The organism is Roseovarius bejariae (genome assembly GCF_009669325.1).
Classification (GTDB): Bacteria; Pseudomonadota; Alphaproteobacteria; order Rhodobacterales; family Rhodobacteraceae; genus Roseovarius; species Roseovarius bejariae.
Map to the genome: position 1 here is coordinate 2,326,357 of NZ_SZWE01000001.1, position 17,685 is coordinate 2,344,041.

Below are 17,685 nucleotides of genomic sequence, written 5' to 3' on the forward strand. Positions count from 1 at the left end.
CCCAAAATCCGCCACGTGCTTTACCATGCCACAACAAGGAGGCGCGCCATGTCCGAGACCATCAAACTGACCCTCAACGGCAAGGAAGTCGAAGCCGAGAAAGGCATGACCCTTTGGGAGGTGGCCAATGGCCGGGGGTTGAAGATTCCGCACCTCTGCCACAAGCCCGCACCGGGGTATAAGCCGGATGGAAATTGTCGCGCCTGCATGGTCGAGGTGGAGGGCGAGCGGACGCTTGTCGCCTCGTGCATTCGCGAGGCCGCCGATGGCATGGTGGTGACCACGGATTCAGCGCGCGCCGAAACCTCGCGCAAGATGGTGATGGAGCTGTTGCTGGCCGATCAGCCCGAGCGCGATACCTCACATGACCAATCGAGCCACCTTTGGGATATGGCCGAGCTGAACGGCGTCACCGAAAGCCGCTTTCCCAAGTTGGAGCAGGACCGCGTGCCGCTTTTGGATGACAGCCACGTGGCGATGCGTGTCAATCTGGACGCCTGTATTCAGTGTAACCTTTGCGTGCGCGCCTGCCGGGATGTGCAGGTGAATGACGTGATCGGCATGGCGGGCCGGGGGCATGATGCCTATCCGGTATTCGATTTCGACGATCCCATGGGCGCCAGCACCTGTGTCGCCTGTGGTGAATGTGTGCAGGCCTGCCCAACCGGGGCCCTGATGCCCGCAAGCGTGGTGGATGACGCCCAGGTGGGCGACAGCGCCGATTACGACAGCGAGGTCGAAAGCGTCTGCCCGTTCTGCGGGGTGGGGTGCCAGGTCAGCCTGAAGGTCAAGGACGGCAAGGTGAAATACGTCGAGGGCATCAACGGCCCTGCGAACGAAGGCCGCCTTTGTGTGAAGGGGCGCTTTGGCTTTGACTACATCCACCACGATCACCGCCTGACCAAGCCGCTGATCCGGCGCGAGGATGCGCCGGCCAAGGGGCTGAACGTGGACCCGGGCAACTGGCAGCAGTTCTTCCGCGAGGCGGAGTGGGACGAGGCGCTGGACGTGGCCGCCGGTGGGCTGAAGCGCCTGAAAGACGATCACGGTGGCAAATCCGTGGCCGGGTTCGGCAGCGCCAAATGCACCAACGAAGAGGCGTATCTTTTCCAGAAGTTCATCCGGCAGGGCTTTGGCCACAACAACGTGGACCACTGCACGCGGCTGTGTCATGCGTCCTCGGTGGCGGCGCTGATGGAGAATGTTGGTTCGGGGGCCGTGACCGCCACGTTCAACGAGATCGAGAATGCCGATGTGGCGATTGCCATCGGCTGTAACCCGATCGAGAACCATCCCGTCGCCGCGACCTATTTCAAGCAGTTCACCAAGCGCGGTGGAAAGCTGATCGTGATGGACCCGCGCGGCGTGGGCCTGCGCCGGTTCGCGACGCATATGTTGCAGTTCAAGCCCGGCGCGGATGTCTCGATGCTCAACGCGATCATGCATGTGATCGTCGAAGAGGGGCTCTACGACCAGCAGTATATCGAAGCCTTCACCGAGAACTGGGAAGCCGAGAAAGAGCATCTGGCGCAATTCCCGCCCGAGAAGATGCAAGAGCTGTGCGGTATTCCCGCCGAGACCCTGCGCCAGGTGGCGCGCGATTTCGCGGGCGCCAAAGCGGCGATGATCTTCTGGGGGATGGGGGTGAGCCAGCACATCCACGGCACGGATAACTCGCGCTGCCTGATCTCTCTGGCGCTGATGACCGGGCAGGTGGGCCGCCCCGGTGCGGGCCTGCACCCGCTGCGCGGGCAGAACAACGTGCAAGGGGCCTCGGACGCGGGGCTTATCCCGATGTTCCTGCCCGATTACCAGTCGGTCACTGACGATGGCGTGCGCAATGCCTTTACCGAGGTCTGGAAGTCGGGTGACTTCTCGGATGAAAAGGGCCTGACCGTGACCGAGATCATGGATGCGGTGCATGACGATCAGATCAAGGGGATGTATATCCTCGGCGAAAACCCGGCGATGTCGGACCCGGACGTGGAACACGCGCGCGATGCGCTGGCCAAGCTGGAGCATCTGGTGGTGCAGGATATCTTCATCACCGAAACGGCGAACTATGCCGATGTGATCCTGCCCGCCTCGGCCTTCTATGAAAAATCCGGCACGGTGACCAACACCAACCGGCAGGTCCAGATGGGCCGCCCTGCCGTCACGCCCCCGGGCGAGGCGCGCGAGGATTGGGCGATCACGGTGGAACTGGCCAACCGGATGGGGCTGCACTGGTTCTACGACAGCCCGGCGGATGTCTTTGCCGAGATGAAGCTGAACATGAAGTCGCTCAATAACATCTCGTGGGCGCGGCTGGAGCGCGAAAACGCCGTCACCTATCCCTGCAACGATCCGGAAGGGCCGGGCGAGCCGGTGGTCTTCGGCGATGGCTTCCCGCGGCCCGAAGGGCGCGCGCGCTTTACCCCGGCCAGTGTCATTCCGCCCGACGACCTGCCCGATTCCGATTACCCCATGGTCCTGACCACGGGGCGGCAGTTGGAGCATTGGCACACCGGGTCGATGACCCGCCGCGCCAGCGTGCTGGACGCGGTGGAGCCCGAGGCGAACTGTTCGCTGCACCCCTCCACCCTGCGCAAGCTGGGGGTGGAACCGGGCGGCATGGTGCGCCTGACCACCAAGCGCGGGAGTGTCAACGTCATGGCCCGTGCCGATCGCGCCGTGGCGCCCGATATGGTCTTCCTGCCCTTCGCCTATGTCGAAGCGGCCGCCAATATCCTGACCAACCCGGCGCTCGATCCCTACGGCAAGATTCCCGAGTTCAAATACTCGGCCGTGCGTGTCGAAGCGGCAGATGGACAGGTGGCGGCGGAATAACCTGCCGCCTGCGCTTGTGGCTGATGTCGGATGCCTCCGGCGGGAGTATTTGGGGAAAGATGAAGAGGGTCTTCCTCAAATTTCATCTTTCAAGAAATACTCCGGGGGAGGCGCCCGCAGGGCGACGGGGGCAGCGCCCCCCACACCGCGCGCCGCAAGGCGCGCAAAACCTGTCAGGTCCAGTTCACATCGCCCAGGAAAATATACCCCGCGCCATAGATCGTCTTGATCAGGCGCGGGTTTTTCGGGTCTTCGCGCAGCTTGGTGCGCAGGCGCGAGATGCGTACGTCCATCGCGCGGTCAAAGCTTTCGCCTGCCGCGCCGCCCAGTGCTTCTTGCATGGCATTGCGTGAGATCAGGCGCTTGGGGCGTTCGAGAAACAGGCGCAGGACCTCGCCTTCGGCGTGGGAGAAGGGGGTTTCCGTGCCGGTTTCGTCTTCCAGAACGTAGCGGTCGAAATGCGCGGTCCAGCCGTTGAAGCGGGCGGTTTCGCCGGTTTGTGGCGCGGTGCTGTCGCGGCGCAGGCGGGCGCGGATGCGGGCCACCACCTCGGCGGGGTCAAAGGGTTTGATGATGTAGTCATCGGCCCCCAATTCCAGCCCGGTGATCTTGTCCTGCACTTCGGCGCGCCCCGAGATGATGATCACGGCGGCCCCCTGTTCCAAGGCCAGCCGGTGCACCAGTGTCAGCCCGTCGCGGTCCGGTAGCGACAGGTCGACAAGGCAGACATCGGGGGTGGTACTGCGCAGGGCTGCTTCGAATTCGGTGGCACGGCCAAAGGCCATGGTCTGGAAACCGGCCTCTTCCAGTGCATCGGCCAGCATGGAGCGAATGGCGGGTTCGTCATCGAGGATGGTGACAAGCGGCTGTGTCATGGCATGGCATCCGGGTTCAGGAAAGCATCAAGCTGTGCGGCGTCGAAGGGTTTGCGCAATACGGGGGCCACTTGGCGTGCCGCATCGTGAAGCGGATCCTGACGTGGCAGGGAGGTCATCAAATAGGCGGGGCAATGGCCTTCGGGCAGGGACTGGATCAGGTCGAGGCCGGTCTTGTCGCCCTCCAGCGAGATGTCCGAGAGCAGCGCGGAAATCTCGGGCAATTCGTTCAGGAGCGCCAGTGCCTCGTCCACCGAGCTGGCCTCGATCACAGTGTGGCCGCGATTGCGGAGCATATCGCGGATGGTGTCCCGCAGATCGGGGCTGTCTTCGACCAAGAGTACCATGCCGGTGGTGTCCACCGCCCCGGCGCGGCGCATCGGCAGGCGAAGCGAGACCCGCCCGCCGGTGTCGGTGTTCGACAGTTTCACACGTCCGCCGGCGAGTTTGGTCATGTCATAGACCATCGACAGGCCAAGCCCGGAGCCTTCGCCGCCCTTGGTGGTGAAGAACGGATCGAGCGCATGGGTCAGAGCCGCTTTGGAAAAGCCGGGGCCTGTGTCGGCGATGGTGAATTCCAGCCAGGTGTCTTGCAGGCAGGCGGTGGTGAGCGTGATGGCGCCATGGGTCTCCACGGCATCGCGGGCGTTGATCACGAGGTTCAGCAGCGAATCCTGCAACATGCCCGGATCGAGCAGGTAGCGTCCGGGGTGGGCGAGGTTATTGATGGTGAAGCTGACGTTATCGGGCAGGGTGGAGCGGGCGAGGGTTTCGAGGTCGGCCAGAAAGGCGGCAAGGTCGGTGGGGGCGGGGGTATGTTCACGCGGGCCGGTCATATCCGCGATCCGGTTGAGCAACCCGCCACCGCGCCGGGCCGCGCCGATCGTGGCGGAGATGAGGGTTTCGGCGTCGTCCCCCAAATCCATGCGTTGCAGCTTGGATTGCATCCCGAGGATGATGGTCAGCAGGTTCGAAAAGTCATGCGCCAGCCCGCTGGTCAATTGCGCGGCCATTTCCCGGCGGCGGGTTTGTTGCAGGACCGAGCGGGTTTGCGCCTCTTCGGTGATGTCCATCGACAGGATATACACGCCGCCTTGGGTGTCTTCGGGGGTGAAGGCCACGCGGATGCGGCGCGAACTTGGTTCATGGGTGAACTCGAAGACCGAGGCTTTGCCACGGAAGGCATCGTCGAGGTAGGGTCTGATCGCCCTATAGGGTTGCGGGCCCAAGGCCTCGTCGATGGGCAGGCCGATTATCTCGGAGTTGCTGCCGGGCATCACCGCGCTGAGCCGCCGGTTCGAATAGGTATAGCGGCGGTCGGCGCCGACGTGGGCGATATGGGCGGGCATCATCTCGGTCGTCAGGCGTGTGCGGGCCTCGGAGGCCGTAAGCTGGCGCTTTGTTTCTTCCAGTGCCGTGATGGTGGCCGAAAGCTCGCGGTTGGTGGCGGCGAGTTCTTCTGAGTAGGTGAGGAGTTGGCCCGAGAGTTCCTCGGAGCGGGTGCGCAGCAGGCTTTCCTGCCGTTTGGTGCGTGTGATGTCTGTATAAACGGTAACCCAGCCGCCTTGGGGCAGGGGGGTGCCTTCGACGCTGATGATCCGGCCATTGGCGCGGGTGCGTTCCATGTAATGCGGCTCGAACGCGCGGGCCTGTTCGACGCGGGTGCGCACGAATTCGTCAAAGTCTGTGACCTCGCCATAATCGCCACGCATGGCCAGGAACCGGATGGTATCGGCAAAGGAGGCCCCCGGTGTCACAAGGTGGTCGGGCAGGTCGAACATTTCCTGGAAGCGGTGGTTGCAGACGGCCAGGTGCAGGTCGGCATCGTAGATCGACATGGCCTGCTGGATCAGGTTCAGGCCCGCCATGGTCATGGCATCGGTATCGGTTTTGCTGGCGGTCATCAGGTTTTCCTTCGACGTCTGGCTAGCACCATAAACCGGGCGGGCAAAGCTGTTTCCGGGGCTGTTACAATTCGTAAGGATTGCGAAAACATCAGGAAAAAGTTGACGGCGAGGTTTTGGTCCGCACCCTTAAGGGACAGAAGAATCGCCCTGGGAGAGGGCGCGCGGTTCGCTAGGCGGACAATGGGAGGAGAAAACTTGGTACAGTCGTCTCAGGCGGCGGAAGGGCTTCAGTCCATTCCGGCGCTATTGCAACGCAACGCCACGCAATACGCGTCGAAGATGGCGTATCGCGAGAAAGAATACGGCATCTGGCAGTGCTGGACCTGGGCGGAAACCGGGAAAGAGATCGAAGCGCTTGCGCTTGGCTTTATCAATCTTGGGATCAAGGAAGGCGATTTCGTCGCGGTGATCGGGCGGAACCGTCCGCATTTCTATTGGTCCATGGTGGCCGCGCAATCGGTGGGGGCGATCCCGGTGCCATTGTATCAGGATTCGGCCGCCGAGGAGATGGCCTATGTCATGGATCATTGTGGCGCGCGGTTTGCGATTGTCGAGGACCAGGAGCAGGTCGATAAGCTGATCGACATTCAGGACGAGCTGCACCAGTTCGAGCATATGATTTACGTCGATCCGCGTGGCTTGCGGAAGTACGATCATCACAAGCTGCACACCTTCACAGGGATTCAGGAGCAGGGCCGCGCCGCCTATTGGGAGTTCATCGAGGATCTCAAGGCGCGGCGTGAAAAGCTGACGTACGACAGCGTTTGCGTGATGCTTTATACCTCGGGGACGACGGGCAAACCCAAGGGGGTTGTCCTGTCGAACCGCAATATCATCGAGGCGTCGAAGTCTTCCGCCGAGTTCGATAACCTGAACAAGGATGACGAGGTTCTGGCCTATCTGCCGATGGCATGGGTGGGCGATTTCATCTTTTCCATCGGGCAGGCCTATTGGACGGGGTTCTGCGTGAACTGCCCTGAAAGCGCCGACACGATGCAGACCGACCTGCGCGAGATCGGGCCGACGTATTATTTCGCCCCGCCGCGGGTGTTCGAGACGCAGCTGACCAACGTGATGATCCGGATGGAGGATGCGGGCCGCTTCAAGAAGTGGCTGTTCGATACCTTCATGGAACATGCCCGCAAGGTTGGGCCGTCTATTCTGGATGGCAAGCCCGTGGGCGCTTGGGACCGATTCAAATATGCCTTGGGCAATATGTTCGTCTATGGGCCGCTCAAGGATACGCTGGGCTTTGGCAATGTGCGGGTTGGCTATACCGCCGGTGAGGCCATCGGGCCGGAGATTTTCGAATTCTACCGGTCGCTCGGTATCAACCTGAAGCAGCTTTACGGCCAGACCGAGGCCAGCGTGTTCATCACGGTGCAGCCCGATGGCGAGGTGCGCAACGATACCGTGGGTGTGCCGGCCCCCGGCGTGGAGATCAAGATCGACGAGTCGGGCGAGGTCTTCTATCGCAGTGCGGGGACGTTCGAGTATTACTACAAGAACGAGGAAAGCACGAAAAAGACCAAGGACCCGGAAGGCTGGGTCGCGACGGGCGATGCGGGGTTCTTCGAAGAAGGCAGCGGGCATTTGCGGATCATCGACCGCGCCAAGGACGTGGGCAAGATGGCCGATGGCCGGATGTTTGCGCCCAAGTACGTGGAAAACAAGCTCAAGTTCTTCCCCAACATCCTGGAAGCCGTGGTTTTCGGCAACGGTCGAGAGGAATGCACGGCCTTCATCAACATCGACCTGACGGCGGTGGGCAACTGGGCCGAACGCAACAACATTGGCTATGCTTCGTATCAGGAACTGGCCGGGCATCCGCAGGTGCTTGAGACGATCCAAGAGCATGTCGAAGAGGTCAATCGCAGTCTCGCCGACGATCCGATGCTGGCGCATTGCCAAGTGCATCGGTTCCTTGTGCTGCACAAGGAACTGGATGCCGACGATGGCGAGATGACCCGCACCCGCAAGGTGCGTCGTGGTGTGATTGCCGAGAAGTTCGAGGACCTTCTGAACGCGCTTTACGACGGGTCTGACGAGGTCTTTACCACAACCGAAGTGACCTATGAGGATGGCCGCAAGGGCAGCATCAGCGCGACGTTGAAAATTGTCGATGCGGAGGTCTCACCGGTGGCGGCGCCGGGGAAAGTGGCGGCGGAATGAGTGCTGTATCCGCCTGCCGAACAATCCCGGCCCAAGCCGCGAAGGAGTTGAAAAATGCTTGATGCATCAGAAGGTTACACCACCGAGGATGGCCGCAAGATCGGCGGTGTGGTGATGGAGATGAAACACATCACGCTGCGCTTTGGCGGGGTGGTGGCGATCAAGGATATCAGCTTTGATATCCGCGAGGGCGAGATCCGCGCCATCATCGGGCCGAACGGGGCCGGGAAATCCTCGATGCTGAACGTGATCAGCGGGTTCTATAACCCTCAAGAGGGGCAGGTTTTCTATAAAGGGGAACTGCGCCCGCCGATGAAACCCTATCAGGTGGCACGTCAGGGGATCGCCCGGACCTTCCAGAACATTGCCTTGTTCGACGGGATGTCTGTGCTGGACAACATCATGACGGGTCGCATCCGGCAGATGGACGCCGGGCTTTTCGCGCAGGCGCTTTGGAAGGGGAAGGCCGAGAAGGAAGAGGTCGTCAACCGCGAAGCCGTTGAAAAGATTATCGACTTTCTGGAAATCCAGCACATCCGCAAGACCCCGGTGGGCCGTCTGCCTTATGGTTTGAAGAAGCGGGTGGAGCTGGCCCGGGCGCTGGCCGCCGAGCCTTCGATCCTGCTTTTGGACGAGCCGATGGCGGGCATGAACGTCGAGGAAAAAGAGGACATGAGCCGCTTTATCCTGGACGTGAACGACGAGTTCGGCACCACCATTGCCCTGATCGAACACGACATGGGCGTGGTCATGGACCTTAGCGATCGGGTGGTCGTGATGGATTACGGCAAGAAGATCGGAGACGGCACGCCCGACGATGTGCGCAACAACCAGGCGGTGATCGACGCCTATCTGGGGGTGGCGCATGACTGATTTTTCAACGTCGGCAACAGGTCGGTACTGCGTCGGTAAAACGTCGGTGCCGCAGGGGAATTCGAAAAACGGAGGCTTGAACCATGCCTGAACAGTTCATCTGGGGAATGGAGGTCTTCCTGAACGGCCTGATGTCGGGCGTTCTTTATGCCCTCGTCGCACTGGGCTTTGTCCTGATCTACAAGGCCTCGGGCATTTTCAACTATGCCCAGGGGGTCATGGCGTTGTTCGCGGCGCTGACACTTGTGGGGATCATGCAGGGGCAGGTGCCCTTCAGCCATTTGATCAACGCGGTGCTGGGGACCGAGATTCACCATTTCGGATGGCATGTGCCGGCGATCCTGGCGATCCTTCTGACCATGGTGGTGATGGTCCTGCTGGCCTGGGCGGTGAACACCTTCGTGTTCCGGCATCTGGTCAACCAGGAGCCGATCATCCTGTTCATGGCGACCATCGGCCTTGCCTATTTCCTTGAAGGTTTTGGCGACATCATGTGGGGCAGCGACATCAAGAAGCTGGATGTCGGTCTTCCGCAGGGGATCAACGCGACGATCGACGAAGTTACCTACAACATCTTCGACTACGGGTTCTTCATCGACAATCTTGACCTGTTCGCGACGGCGATTGCGGCGGCACTGGTGTTCACGCTGGTTGTCTTTGCCCAATACAGCAAGCAGGGCCGTGCCATGCGCGCCGTGGCCGATGATCACCAGGCGGCCCTGTCGGTGGGTATCAGCCTGAATTTCATCTGGGTGATGGTCTGGTCGCTGGCCGGGTTCGTGGCCTTGGTCGCCGGTATCATGTGGGGCACCAAATCGGGCGTGCAGTTCAGTCTGTCGTTGATCGCGCTGAAGGCCCTGCCGGTTCTGATGCTGGGTGGGTTCACCTCGATCCCGGGGGCCATCGTGGGTGGCCTGATCATCGGGGTTGGTGAGAAGCTGTTCGAGTTTTCCTTTGGCGCGATGATGGGCGGGGCGACCGAGAACTGGTTCGCCTATGTTCTCGCGCTGATCTTCCTCGTGTTCCGGCCACAGGGCCTGTTCGGTGAGAAGATCATCGAGAGGGTGTAGCGATGAGGAAGCTGATTGCCATTGCCAATGTCATCGCATGGTCGGGCTTCTGGGCCTTCGGGTATCTCGCCTTCACGGCGGATGTTGACCAGACCGGGCAGATGGTGACGGCCGCAATTCTGGCCGCGATTGGCGGCGGGGTGGGAATGCTGGCCTATTTCTGGCTGGTGCGCCACTCGGAGGAGACTGGGTATGCCAAGCCCGCAAACCGCGCGGAAAAGCGTGAGGACGACGAAATTCATGGGGAGGTTCTGTAATGTTCTATCGTGAGGCGGGGGATTTCAAGACCTCCTATGTCGAGGACGGCCAGACCTTCCCGATCAAGTTCGACCGTTACCGGTACTATGCGGTTCTGATCGCGGCCTTTGCCGTGGTGCCCTTTATCATCAACGATTACTGGGTGAACGCGGTTTTCCTGCCGTTCCTGATTTACTCGATCGCGGCGATTGGCCTGAATATCCTTGTGGGCTATTGCGGGCAAGTGAGCCTTGGGACCGGGGGCTTCATGGCCGTGGGGGCCTATGCCTGTTACAAGCTGATGACGGCCTTTCCCGAGGTGAACATCCTGTTCCACGTGATCCTGTCGGGGGGGGTGACGGCGGCGGTCTGTGTGCTGTTCGGCCTGCCCAGTTTGCGGATCAAGGGCTTTTACCTTGCCGTGGCCACGCTGGCGGCGCAGTTCTTTCTGGTCTGGCTGTTCAACCGGGTGCCGTGGTTCTACAACTATTCGGCCTCGGGGCAGATCAGCGCACCGGAGCGGACGGTTTTCGGCGTGCCGGTGACCGGCGCCGAGACAGCGCCTTGGGCGGCCTACCTGTTCTGTCTGGTCTTTACCGTGCTTTGCGCGATCCTTGCGCGGAACCTGACGCGGGGCATGGCGGGGCGCAAATGGATGGCCATTCGTGACATGGACATCGCCGCCGAGATCATCGGGGTGAACCCGCTGCGCGCGAAGCTGACCGCCTTCATGATTTCGGGCTTTTTCGTGGGGATCGCGGGGGCGTTGTTCTTCGCGGTCTACCTCGGCGCGGTCGAGGTGGGCGAGGCCTTTGGCATCACCAAGTCGTTCCTTGTCCTGTTCATGGTGATCATCGGCGGGCTTGGGTCGATCTTTGGCAGCTTTGCCGGGGCGGCCTTCCTCGTGCTGTTGCCGGTACTTCTGAAGAACGTCTTGGTGGGCACGCTTGGCTGGCCAACCGACCTCGCGGCGCATCTGGAATTCATGATCGTGGGGGGCCTCATCGTGGTCTTCCTGATCGCCGAACCCCACGGCCTTGCGCAGCTTTGGCGCGTGGCGAAAGAGAAACTGAGGCTTTGGCCCTTCCCGCACTAGGGGCGGGCCCGAGAGGAGAGAATGGATCGGGGGCGGATAACCCCCGGCGCATCGCAACATCGGAACAACACCAAGGGAGGAAATGAACCGATGAAAAAGACAATCTTTAGCGCAGCCGTGGCGGCCGTGATGGCCGCAGCCCCGGCGCTGGCGGATCTGACGATCGTCGATACCAGCTATCGCACGGGGCCTTATGCCGCGAACGGGATTCCGTTCTCGGACGGGTATCAGGACTATTTTACCCTGCTCAACCAGCGGGACGGTGGCATCGGCGGGGAGAAGATCAACCTCATCGAATGCGAGACCGGCTATAACACCGAGAAGGGTGTGGAATGCTATGAATCGACCAAGGGGGAAGGCGCGCTTGTCTATCAACCGCTGTCGACCGGCATCACCTATCAGCTGATCCCGAAAGTGTCGGCGGATGGTATCCCGCTTCACACCATGGGCTATGGCCGGACCTCGGCCAAGAACGGCAAGGTGTTCGAATGGGTCTTTAACTACCCGGCCAACTACTGGGATGGTGCAAGCCATGCCGTGACCCACATTCTGGACCAGAACGATGGCGACATCAGCGGCAAGACCATTGCGCTTGTCTATCACAACTCGGCCTACGGCAAGGAGCCGATCCGGACCCTGGAAGGTCTGGCCGAGAAGCATGGTTTCAACCTGACCCTTCTGCCGGTGGATCACCCCGGTCAGGAGCAGAAATCGCAGTGGCTGCAAATCCGCCGCGAGAAGCCTGATTACGTTGTGATGTGGGGCTGGGGCGTGATGAACCAAGTCGCGATTCAGGAAGCCGTGAACATCCGCTTCCCGATGGAAAATTTCATCGGCGTCTGGTGGTCCGGTTCGGAAAACGACGTGAAAGCGGCAGGCGAGCGTGCCGATGGCTACAAGGCGCTGACCTTCCACAACATCGGCAGCGATTACCCGGTCTATGACGACATCCAGAAGCATGTTGTCGACACCGGAAATGCCGCCGGTGCGGGCGATCAGATCGGTTCGGTCCTGTATAACCGTGGCATGTATGCCGCGATGCTGGCCGCCGAAGCAATCAAGACCGCGCAAGAGATGCACGGTACCTCGGTGATCAATGCCGCGCAGATGCGGGACGGTATGGAAAACCTTGAAATGACCGAAGAAAAGATGGCCGCAATCGGCCTTCCCAACTTTGGCCCGGAATTCAAGGTGAGCTGTGAAAACCATGGCGGCAACGGCTTTGGCGCCGTGTCGCAGTGGGATGCCGAAGCAGGTGAGTTCAAGCTGATCACCGAGTACTTCCAGTCGGATCAGGAGGTGCTTGCGCCGCTGATCGAGGAAGACTCGATGGGCTTTGCCGAGGAAAACGGTATCGAGTTGCGCTGCAACTGATCGGCCTCTGACGATATAGGGCGCGGCGGAATGGCCGCCGCGTCCACACCAGACACAGGAAGGCCCCGACCATTCGGGACCGTGACGGAGATACATCATGCTCGACGCAGGACGCACCGAAGAGAAGCTGCTTGAGGTCAACAATATCGAGGTGATCTATAACCATGTGATCCTCGTTCTGAAGGGCGTCAGCCTGAGCGTGCCGAAAGGCGGGATCACCGCGCTTTTGGGCGGCAATGGTGCGGGCAAGACGACGACCCTCAAGGCGGTGTCGAACCTTCTGAAATCGGAGCGCGGCGAGGTGACGAAGGGCTCGATCACCTATCGCGGCGAGCGCGTGCAGGATCTGGTGCCCTCGGACCTTGTGAAGAAGGGCGTGATTCAGGTGATGGAAGGACGACATTGCTTTGAGCATCTGACCGTCGAGGAAAACCTTTTGACAGGCGCCTATACCCGCGGATCGAGCCGTGGTGAGATCGATGCCGATCTGGAGATGGTTTACGACTATTTCCCGCGCCTGAAGGAGCGCCGCAGATCGCAGGCGGGCTATACCTCGGGTGGGGAACAGCAGATGGTGGCCATCGGTCGTGCGCTCATGAGCCGCCCCGAGACCATTCTTCTGGACGAGCCGAGCATGGGCCTTGCCCCGCAGCTTGTGGAGCAGATTTTCAACATCGTGAAAAAGCTTAACGAGGAGGAGGGCTATACCTTCCTGTTGGCCGAGCAGAACACAAACGTTGCCCTGCGTTTTGCGCATTACGGATACATCCTTGAATCGGGGCGCGTGGTGATGGATGGCCCCGCCGCCGACCTGCGCGAGAACCCGGATGTGAAGGAATTTTACCTTGGGATGTCGGACGAGGGGCGCAAGAGCTTTCGCGATGTACGCAGTTATCGCCGCCGCAAACGGTGGCTGAGCTAAGGGCCTCAGAGGCCCGGCAAAACGGCGGCTGCCCAACCGGCAGTCGCGTTATTCGGGCAGGCCGCAAGATTTCACAAGGAGCACCCGTGAGGTGCCCGACATCAATAGGTCAAGTTTCCGCCACGTGGAGCAGAGTGGCACTTGGGGGATGACGATATGAGCAAATATTTCGACGAACTGGAAACCCGTAGCGCGGATGAGCGGGCTGCGGCGTACGCCCGGGCCCTGCCCGAGCAGATCGAGCGTGCCAAGGGCTTGGCAGGGTATGGTGACCGCCTGAAGGCGGTGGACCCGTCGGCGGTGAAGAGCGTGGCGGATTTGGCCGCACTCCCGGTGTTGCGCAAGTCCGACCTTGGGCAGGCGCAGGGGGCTTCGGCACCCTTCGGGGGGCTGACCACGCGGGCGGCCTCGCAATTTGCGCATGTGTTTCAATCGCCTGGCCCGATTTATGAGCCGGGCGGGGATAGCCATGACTGGTGGCGGATGGGCCGTTTCCTGCATGCCTGTGGCGTGGGAAAGGGCGATATCGTGCAGAACTGTTTCGGCTATCACCTGACGCCGGCGGGGATGATTTTCGAGAATGGCGCGCGGGCCGTTGGGGCCGCTGTTTTGCCCGCCGGAACCGGACAGACCGAGCTTCAGGCGCGGGCGGCGCATGATATTGGCGTGACCGCCTATGCCGGGACGCCCGATTACCTGAAGATCATTCTGGACAAGGCCGATGAGATGGGCCTTTCGCTGTCGATCACCAAGGCTGCTGTGGGCGGTGGGGCGCTGTTCCCGTCGCTGCGGCAGGAATATGCGGATCGCGGTATCGCCTGTTTGCAGTGTTATGCCACGGCCGATCTGGGCAATATCGCCTATGAAAGCGAGGCGCAGGAGGGGTTGATCCTTGATGAGGGCGTGATCGTCGAGATCGTGACCCCCGGCACGGGGGATCCGGTGGCCCCCGGTGAAGTGGGGGAGGTGGTGGTGACCACGCTGAACCCCGATTATCCGCTGATCCGTTTTGCCACGGGCGACCTGAGCGCCATGATGGACGGCGAAAGCCCCTGTGGGCGCACCAACACCCGCATCAAGGGCTGGATGGGCCGGGCCGATCAGACGACCAAGATCAAGGGCATGTTCGTTCGCCCCGAGCAGGTGGCCGCCTTGGTTGCCAAGCACGCCGAGATCGCCAAGGCGCGGGTCATTGCCAGCCGTGAAGGCGAGATGGATGTGATGACCGTGCAGATCGAGGCCGAGGGCGGTGATGCCGAAGGCTATGCCGGGTCAGTGGCCGATGCCCTGAAGCTCAAGGGCCGGGTCGAGATCGTGGCGCCGGGAAGCCTACCGAATGACGGCAAGGTGATCGAGGATCAGCGCAGCTACGACTAAGCCGAAAAACCCTTTATTCAGAAACGGTTGGCGTCGTAGGGGGCCATGTCGATATTGGGGTGTCGACCGCTGAGGCGGTCGGCCAGAAGGCGGCCGGTTTTGGGGCCGGCGGTTAGGCCGATGTGCTGATGTCCGAAGGCGGCATGCACGCCGGTTTGGCCAATCTCACCGATCAAGGGCAGGCTGTCTGGGGTGGAGGGACGGAAGCCCATCCATTCCTCGACATGGCTGTAGGTGAGGCCCGGGAAGGCGCGTTTGGCGTGTTTGTGGATGAGGGCGAGAGGGGCCTTGGAGGGGCCTGCCTCGATCCCGCCCAGTTCCACCATTCCGGCGCAGCGGAGGCCGTTTTCCATGGGGTTCACGGCGAATTTGCCCTTGGCCACCATCATCGGGTTGCGGACCGTTTGCGAGGGGTTGGAGAAATGCAGGTGATAACCGCGCTCGACCTCTAGCGGGACCTTGACGCCCAGCTTGCGCAGGAGGGGTTTTGACCAGATGCCGGCGGCCAGAACGGCGGCGTCGCAGGGAAGCGGGCCTGTATCTGTGTCCACTTGGGTTACCCGGCCATTTTCCAGTTTGATATCAGTGACTTCGGCGCGGGTATATGTGCCGCCCTCATCCTCCAGAACGCGTGCCAAATCCTCCATGTAGGCGCCGGGGTTGAGGATATGGCCGTGACCCTTGAGGGTGGCGAGGCACCCGATGCGCGGGCCTAGGATCGGCTCGGCCTCTTGCACGGCGGGGCCTTCGAGGACCTCGGGGATGAACCCGGCCTTGCGCTTGTAGTCCCAACTGAGCTTATCGGCCAGAAAATCCTTTTTGGTTTCATAGGCATAGCCAAAATCACTGCTGGCGACCCAGTGTTCGGCGCGGGTGCCGCGCGTCAGGGCGCGGTGTTGATCGAGGCTATCGGTCAGAAGCGGGATCAGGCTTTGGACCATGTGATCGCAGTTGCGCGATTGGGCGGCGAAGCGTGCCAGCCACGGCAGCATACGCGGCAGGTAGGACCATTGCAGGAACAGCGGCGAGCCGGGATTTGCCAAATATTTCAAACCCGTAGTGATGATGTCGGGTGTGTTCACAGGCACCACGGCCCATTGCGCCAGAAGCCCCGCGTTGCCGAAAGAGGCCCCGGCGCCGGGGTGGTCGCGATCGACCAGTGTCACCTCATGGCCTGCACGGCGCAGCCAGATGGCGGAACTCAGGCCGCAGATACCTGCGCCGATGACGACGATTTTCTTGAGGTCTGTCATGGGGCCCTCGGGGTGGTGGTTCGGGGGCATCTAAGCGGAGGTTTCGGGGGACGACAAGCGGGGATGTTCGAATCACTGCTAAGTTATTGGGTTAACGAAAAAAATCCTTGGCGGCATCGCGTCGGTAGAACGTCGGTATCGCGTCGGTATTTTTTACCGCAGACCGGCAGGTTAACAGGGCGCGCGGTGAGATTTGTACGTTTTGTACGGGCGTTTCGTACGAACGCGGTGCGGTGGTTGTCGGCAGATACCTCTGCCCATGTTCTGTATCTCTTACGCCGGTGTCCCGCGATAGCGAAAGACCCCTGTCGCGGTGGCGATAAGGTTGCCGAGATCATCCGTCACCTCGGCCTTGGCGAAATAGGTTTTGCGGCCGCCGCCGGTGAGCCGTCCTTCGGCAATCAGGCGGCTGCCCTGCGCCTGACCAAGGTAGTTGACCGTCATCGACAGGGTCAGGGCCATTTGGGATTTGTCCGGGTCGCCGGTGAAACATCCGGCAAAGCCCATGGCGGTATCCATCAAGGTGGCGTGCAACCCGCCGTGTGGGATGCCCTGCCGGTTGGCAACATGCGGGGCGATGGGCACCTCGACCCGGGCATAACCCTTTTGCCAGTCGGTCATCGCAATGCCCAGATGGGCGGCCATGGCCGAGGGTTTTTCAAACAGGTGGCTGTTGTCTTGGCTCATCGTGTCGTGGCCTCCAGCCCTTGTCGGGCGAATTGCGGAACATAGGCGCCCAGTTGCAAGCCGCGCTCGGGGTCGGCGGCGTTGCCGTCGAGGGCGCGTTTTTTCACCCCTTGCAGGATCGCGGCCATGCGGAAGTAGCAAAAGCCGAGGTAGAACTCAAAACGGTCTATGCCGGGCAGGTTTCGGCGTTGGCAGTAGGTGTCGATGAAGTGGTCATCGGACCACAGGCCAAGGGCGGCGCGGTCAATACCCGCCAGCCCGCGGCCCTGTTCGGTGGCGGGCATGGACCATTGCATGATCACGGCGGCCAGATCGGCGTAGGGGTGGCCGATGGTCGATAGTTCCCAATCCAGCACGGCGATGACGCGGGGGCCGTCGGGTGCGAAGATCAGGTTATCGAGCCGGTAGTCGCCGTGGACAAGGCGGCGTTGGCCATCGTCGGGGGGCATGTTTTCACCCAGCCACGTGATGAGCGCCTCCATATCCGGCAAATCTTCGGTCTGGGTGGCGTGGTATTGCTTGGTCCAGCGGTCGAGTTGCCGGGCGTAGTAGTTTCCGGTGGGGCCGTAATCGGTGAGGCCCGTTGCCTCAAGATCGACTTCGTGAATGGCGGTGAGGACGCGGTTCATCGAGTCGATCATGGTAGAACGCTCATTGGGCGTGAGGCCGGGGAGCCAAGGGGAATCGAAGGTGCGGCCTTCAATGGCCTCCATCACGTAGAAGGCCGAGCCGATCACGGCGTCGTCCTCGCAAAGCGCGTGCATCTTGGGCACTGGTACATCGCTATCGGCCAGCGCCTTTTGCACGCGAAATTCGCGATCAACCGCATGGGCGGATTTGAGCAGCACCCCCGGCGGTTTACGGCGCAGGATCAGCGGGCCTTGTGGGGTGCTGAGCCGATAGGTGGGGTTGGATTGCCCACCGGTGATTTTTTGCGCTTCGATGGGGCCGGTGTGGCCGGGAACATGCGCTTCAAGCCAAGGGGTGAGGGTGGTGAGGTTCAGATCGCTCAT

At 61.3% G+C, this 17,685-nt stretch carries 14 protein-coding genes; 9 read left to right on the forward strand and 5 right to left on the reverse strand.

Annotated elements, in window-relative coordinates; genetic code table 11:
- Window positions 1-48: 48 nt before the first annotated feature.
- Window positions 49-2,829 (forward strand): formate dehydrogenase subunit alpha, encoded by a 2,781-nt coding sequence (gene fdhF / locus FDP25_RS11155; protein WP_154151717.1) that lies wholly within the window; start codon window positions 49-51, stop codon window positions 2,827-2,829.
- A 173-nt stretch (window positions 2,830-3,002) separates the two neighbouring features.
- Here fdhF and FDP25_RS11160 read toward each other — a convergent pair whose 3' ends face one another.
- Window positions 3,003-3,704, reverse strand: a complete 702-nt coding sequence (locus tag FDP25_RS11160) for a response regulator transcription factor (protein ID WP_154151718.1) — start codon at window positions 3,702-3,704, stop codon at window positions 3,003-3,005.
- The gene (locus tag FDP25_RS11165) at window positions 3,701-5,608 is read right to left on the reverse strand and encodes a hybrid sensor histidine kinase/response regulator (RefSeq protein WP_154151720.1); all 1,908 of its coding nucleotides are present in this window, start codon (window positions 5,606-5,608) and stop codon (window positions 3,701-3,703) included. Before FDP25_RS11165 ends, FDP25_RS11160 begins: the two co-directional genes overlap by 4 nt.
- A gap of 183 nt (window positions 5,609-5,791) precedes the next feature.
- Between FDP25_RS11165 and FDP25_RS11170 the strand changes: the two genes are divergently transcribed.
- The 8 genes from FDP25_RS11170 to FDP25_RS11205 all read left to right on the forward strand — a co-directional run bounded on the left by FDP25_RS11170 (window position 5,792) and on the right by FDP25_RS11205 (window position 14,732).
- Window positions 5,792-7,783, forward strand: coding sequence for an AMP-binding protein (locus tag FDP25_RS11170; RefSeq protein WP_154151722.1), 1,992 nt, complete (start codon window positions 5,792-5,794; stop codon window positions 7,781-7,783).
- Window positions 7,784-7,837: 54 nt separating this feature from the next.
- On the forward strand, window positions 7,838-8,656 hold the full coding sequence (locus FDP25_RS11175; RefSeq protein WP_154151724.1) for an ABC transporter ATP-binding protein: 819 nt from the start codon (window positions 7,838-7,840) through the stop codon (window positions 8,654-8,656).
- Between the two features lie 83 nt (window positions 8,657-8,739).
- On the forward strand, window positions 8,740-9,726 hold the full coding sequence (locus tag FDP25_RS11180; RefSeq protein ID WP_154151726.1) for a branched-chain amino acid ABC transporter permease: 987 nt from the start codon (window positions 8,740-8,742) through the stop codon (window positions 9,724-9,726).
- A 2-nt stretch (window positions 9,727-9,728) separates the two neighbouring features.
- Window positions 9,729-9,983, forward strand: a complete 255-nt coding sequence (locus FDP25_RS11185) for a hypothetical protein (RefSeq protein ID WP_154151728.1) — start codon at window positions 9,729-9,731, stop codon at window positions 9,981-9,983.
- Window positions 9,983-11,059, forward strand: a complete 1,077-nt coding sequence (locus FDP25_RS11190) for a branched-chain amino acid ABC transporter permease (RefSeq protein WP_154151730.1) — start codon at window positions 9,983-9,985, stop codon at window positions 11,057-11,059. The genes FDP25_RS11185 and FDP25_RS11190 overlap by 1 nt, the downstream gene beginning before the upstream one ends.
- Window positions 11,060-11,149: 90 nt before the next feature.
- A complete protein-coding gene (locus FDP25_RS11195) occupies window positions 11,150-12,433 on the forward strand; it encodes an ABC transporter substrate-binding protein (RefSeq protein ID WP_154151732.1) in 1,284 nt (427 codons plus the stop codon).
- A gap of 97 nt (window positions 12,434-12,530) precedes the next feature.
- Complete coding sequence (locus FDP25_RS11200; protein WP_154151734.1) at window positions 12,531-13,355, forward strand: ABC transporter ATP-binding protein; 825 nt, start codon at window positions 12,531-12,533, stop codon at window positions 13,353-13,355.
- Window positions 13,356-13,511: 156 nt separating this feature from the next.
- Window positions 13,512-14,732: a phenylacetate--CoA ligase family protein gene (locus FDP25_RS11205; protein ID WP_154151736.1), complete on the forward strand. Its 1,221-nt coding sequence runs from the start codon at window positions 13,512-13,514 to the stop codon at window positions 14,730-14,732.
- A gap of 17 nt (window positions 14,733-14,749) precedes the next feature.
- Here the strand turns inward: FDP25_RS11205 and FDP25_RS11210 are convergent, their stop codons facing one another.
- The 3 genes from FDP25_RS11210 to FDP25_RS11220 all read right to left on the reverse strand — a co-directional run bounded on the left by FDP25_RS11210 (window position 14,750) and on the right by FDP25_RS11220 (window position 17,685).
- Entirely contained in the window at window positions 14,750-15,985 is a 1,236-nt protein-coding gene (locus FDP25_RS11210; protein ID WP_154151738.1) for an NAD(P)/FAD-dependent oxidoreductase, read from the reverse strand.
- A gap of 273 nt (window positions 15,986-16,258) precedes the next feature.
- On the reverse strand, window positions 16,259-16,672 hold the full coding sequence (locus FDP25_RS11215; RefSeq protein ID WP_154151740.1) for a PaaI family thioesterase: 414 nt from the start codon (window positions 16,670-16,672) through the stop codon (window positions 16,259-16,261).
- The gene (locus FDP25_RS11220) at window positions 16,669-17,685 is read right to left on the reverse strand and encodes a phosphotransferase family protein (RefSeq protein WP_154151742.1); all 1,017 of its coding nucleotides are present in this window, start codon (window positions 17,683-17,685) and stop codon (window positions 16,669-16,671) included. Before FDP25_RS11220 ends, FDP25_RS11215 begins: the two co-directional genes overlap by 4 nt.

Excerpts from the sequence above, each read along its gene's own strand:
- fdhF (WP_154151717.1), top strand. The coding sequence starts at position 49 with ATGTCCGAGACCATCAAACTGACCCTCAACGGCAAGGAAGTCGAAGCC.
- FDP25_RS11180 (WP_154151726.1), top strand. The coding sequence starts at position 8,740 with ATGCCTGAACAGTTCATCTGGGGAATGGAGGTCTTCCTGAACGGCCTG.
- FDP25_RS11195 (WP_154151732.1), top strand. The coding sequence starts at position 11,150 with ATGAAAAAGACAATCTTTAGCGCAGCCGTGGCGGCCGTGATGGCCGCA.
- FDP25_RS11210 (WP_154151738.1), bottom strand. The coding sequence starts at position 15,985 with ATGACAGACCTCAAGAAAATCGTCGTCATCGGCGCAGGTATCTGCGGC.
- FDP25_RS11165 (WP_154151720.1), bottom strand. The coding sequence starts at position 5,608 with ATGACCGCCAGCAAAACCGATACCGATGCCATGACCATGGCGGGCCTG.
- FDP25_RS11170 (WP_154151722.1), top strand. The coding sequence starts at position 5,792 with ATGGGAGGAGAAAACTTGGTACAGTCGTCTCAGGCGGCGGAAGGGCTT.
- FDP25_RS11215 (WP_154151740.1), bottom strand. The coding sequence starts at position 16,672 with ATGAGCCAAGACAACAGCCACCTGTTTGAAAAACCCTCGGCCATGGCC.
- FDP25_RS11185 (WP_154151728.1), top strand. The coding sequence starts at position 9,729 with ATGAGGAAGCTGATTGCCATTGCCAATGTCATCGCATGGTCGGGCTTC.
- FDP25_RS11190 (WP_154151730.1), top strand. The coding sequence starts at position 9,983 with ATGTTCTATCGTGAGGCGGGGGATTTCAAGACCTCCTATGTCGAGGAC.
- FDP25_RS11220 (WP_154151742.1), bottom strand. The coding sequence starts at position 17,685 with ATGAGCGATCTGAACCTCACCACCCTCACCCCTTGGCTTGAAGCGCAT.
- FDP25_RS11200 (WP_154151734.1), top strand. The coding sequence starts at position 12,531 with ATGCTCGACGCAGGACGCACCGAAGAGAAGCTGCTTGAGGTCAACAAT.
- FDP25_RS11175 (WP_154151724.1), top strand. The coding sequence starts at position 7,838 with ATGCTTGATGCATCAGAAGGTTACACCACCGAGGATGGCCGCAAGATC.
- FDP25_RS11205 (WP_154151736.1), top strand. The coding sequence starts at position 13,512 with ATGAGCAAATATTTCGACGAACTGGAAACCCGTAGCGCGGATGAGCGG.
- FDP25_RS11160 (WP_154151718.1), bottom strand. The coding sequence starts at position 3,704 with ATGACACAGCCGCTTGTCACCATCCTCGATGACGAACCCGCCATTCGC.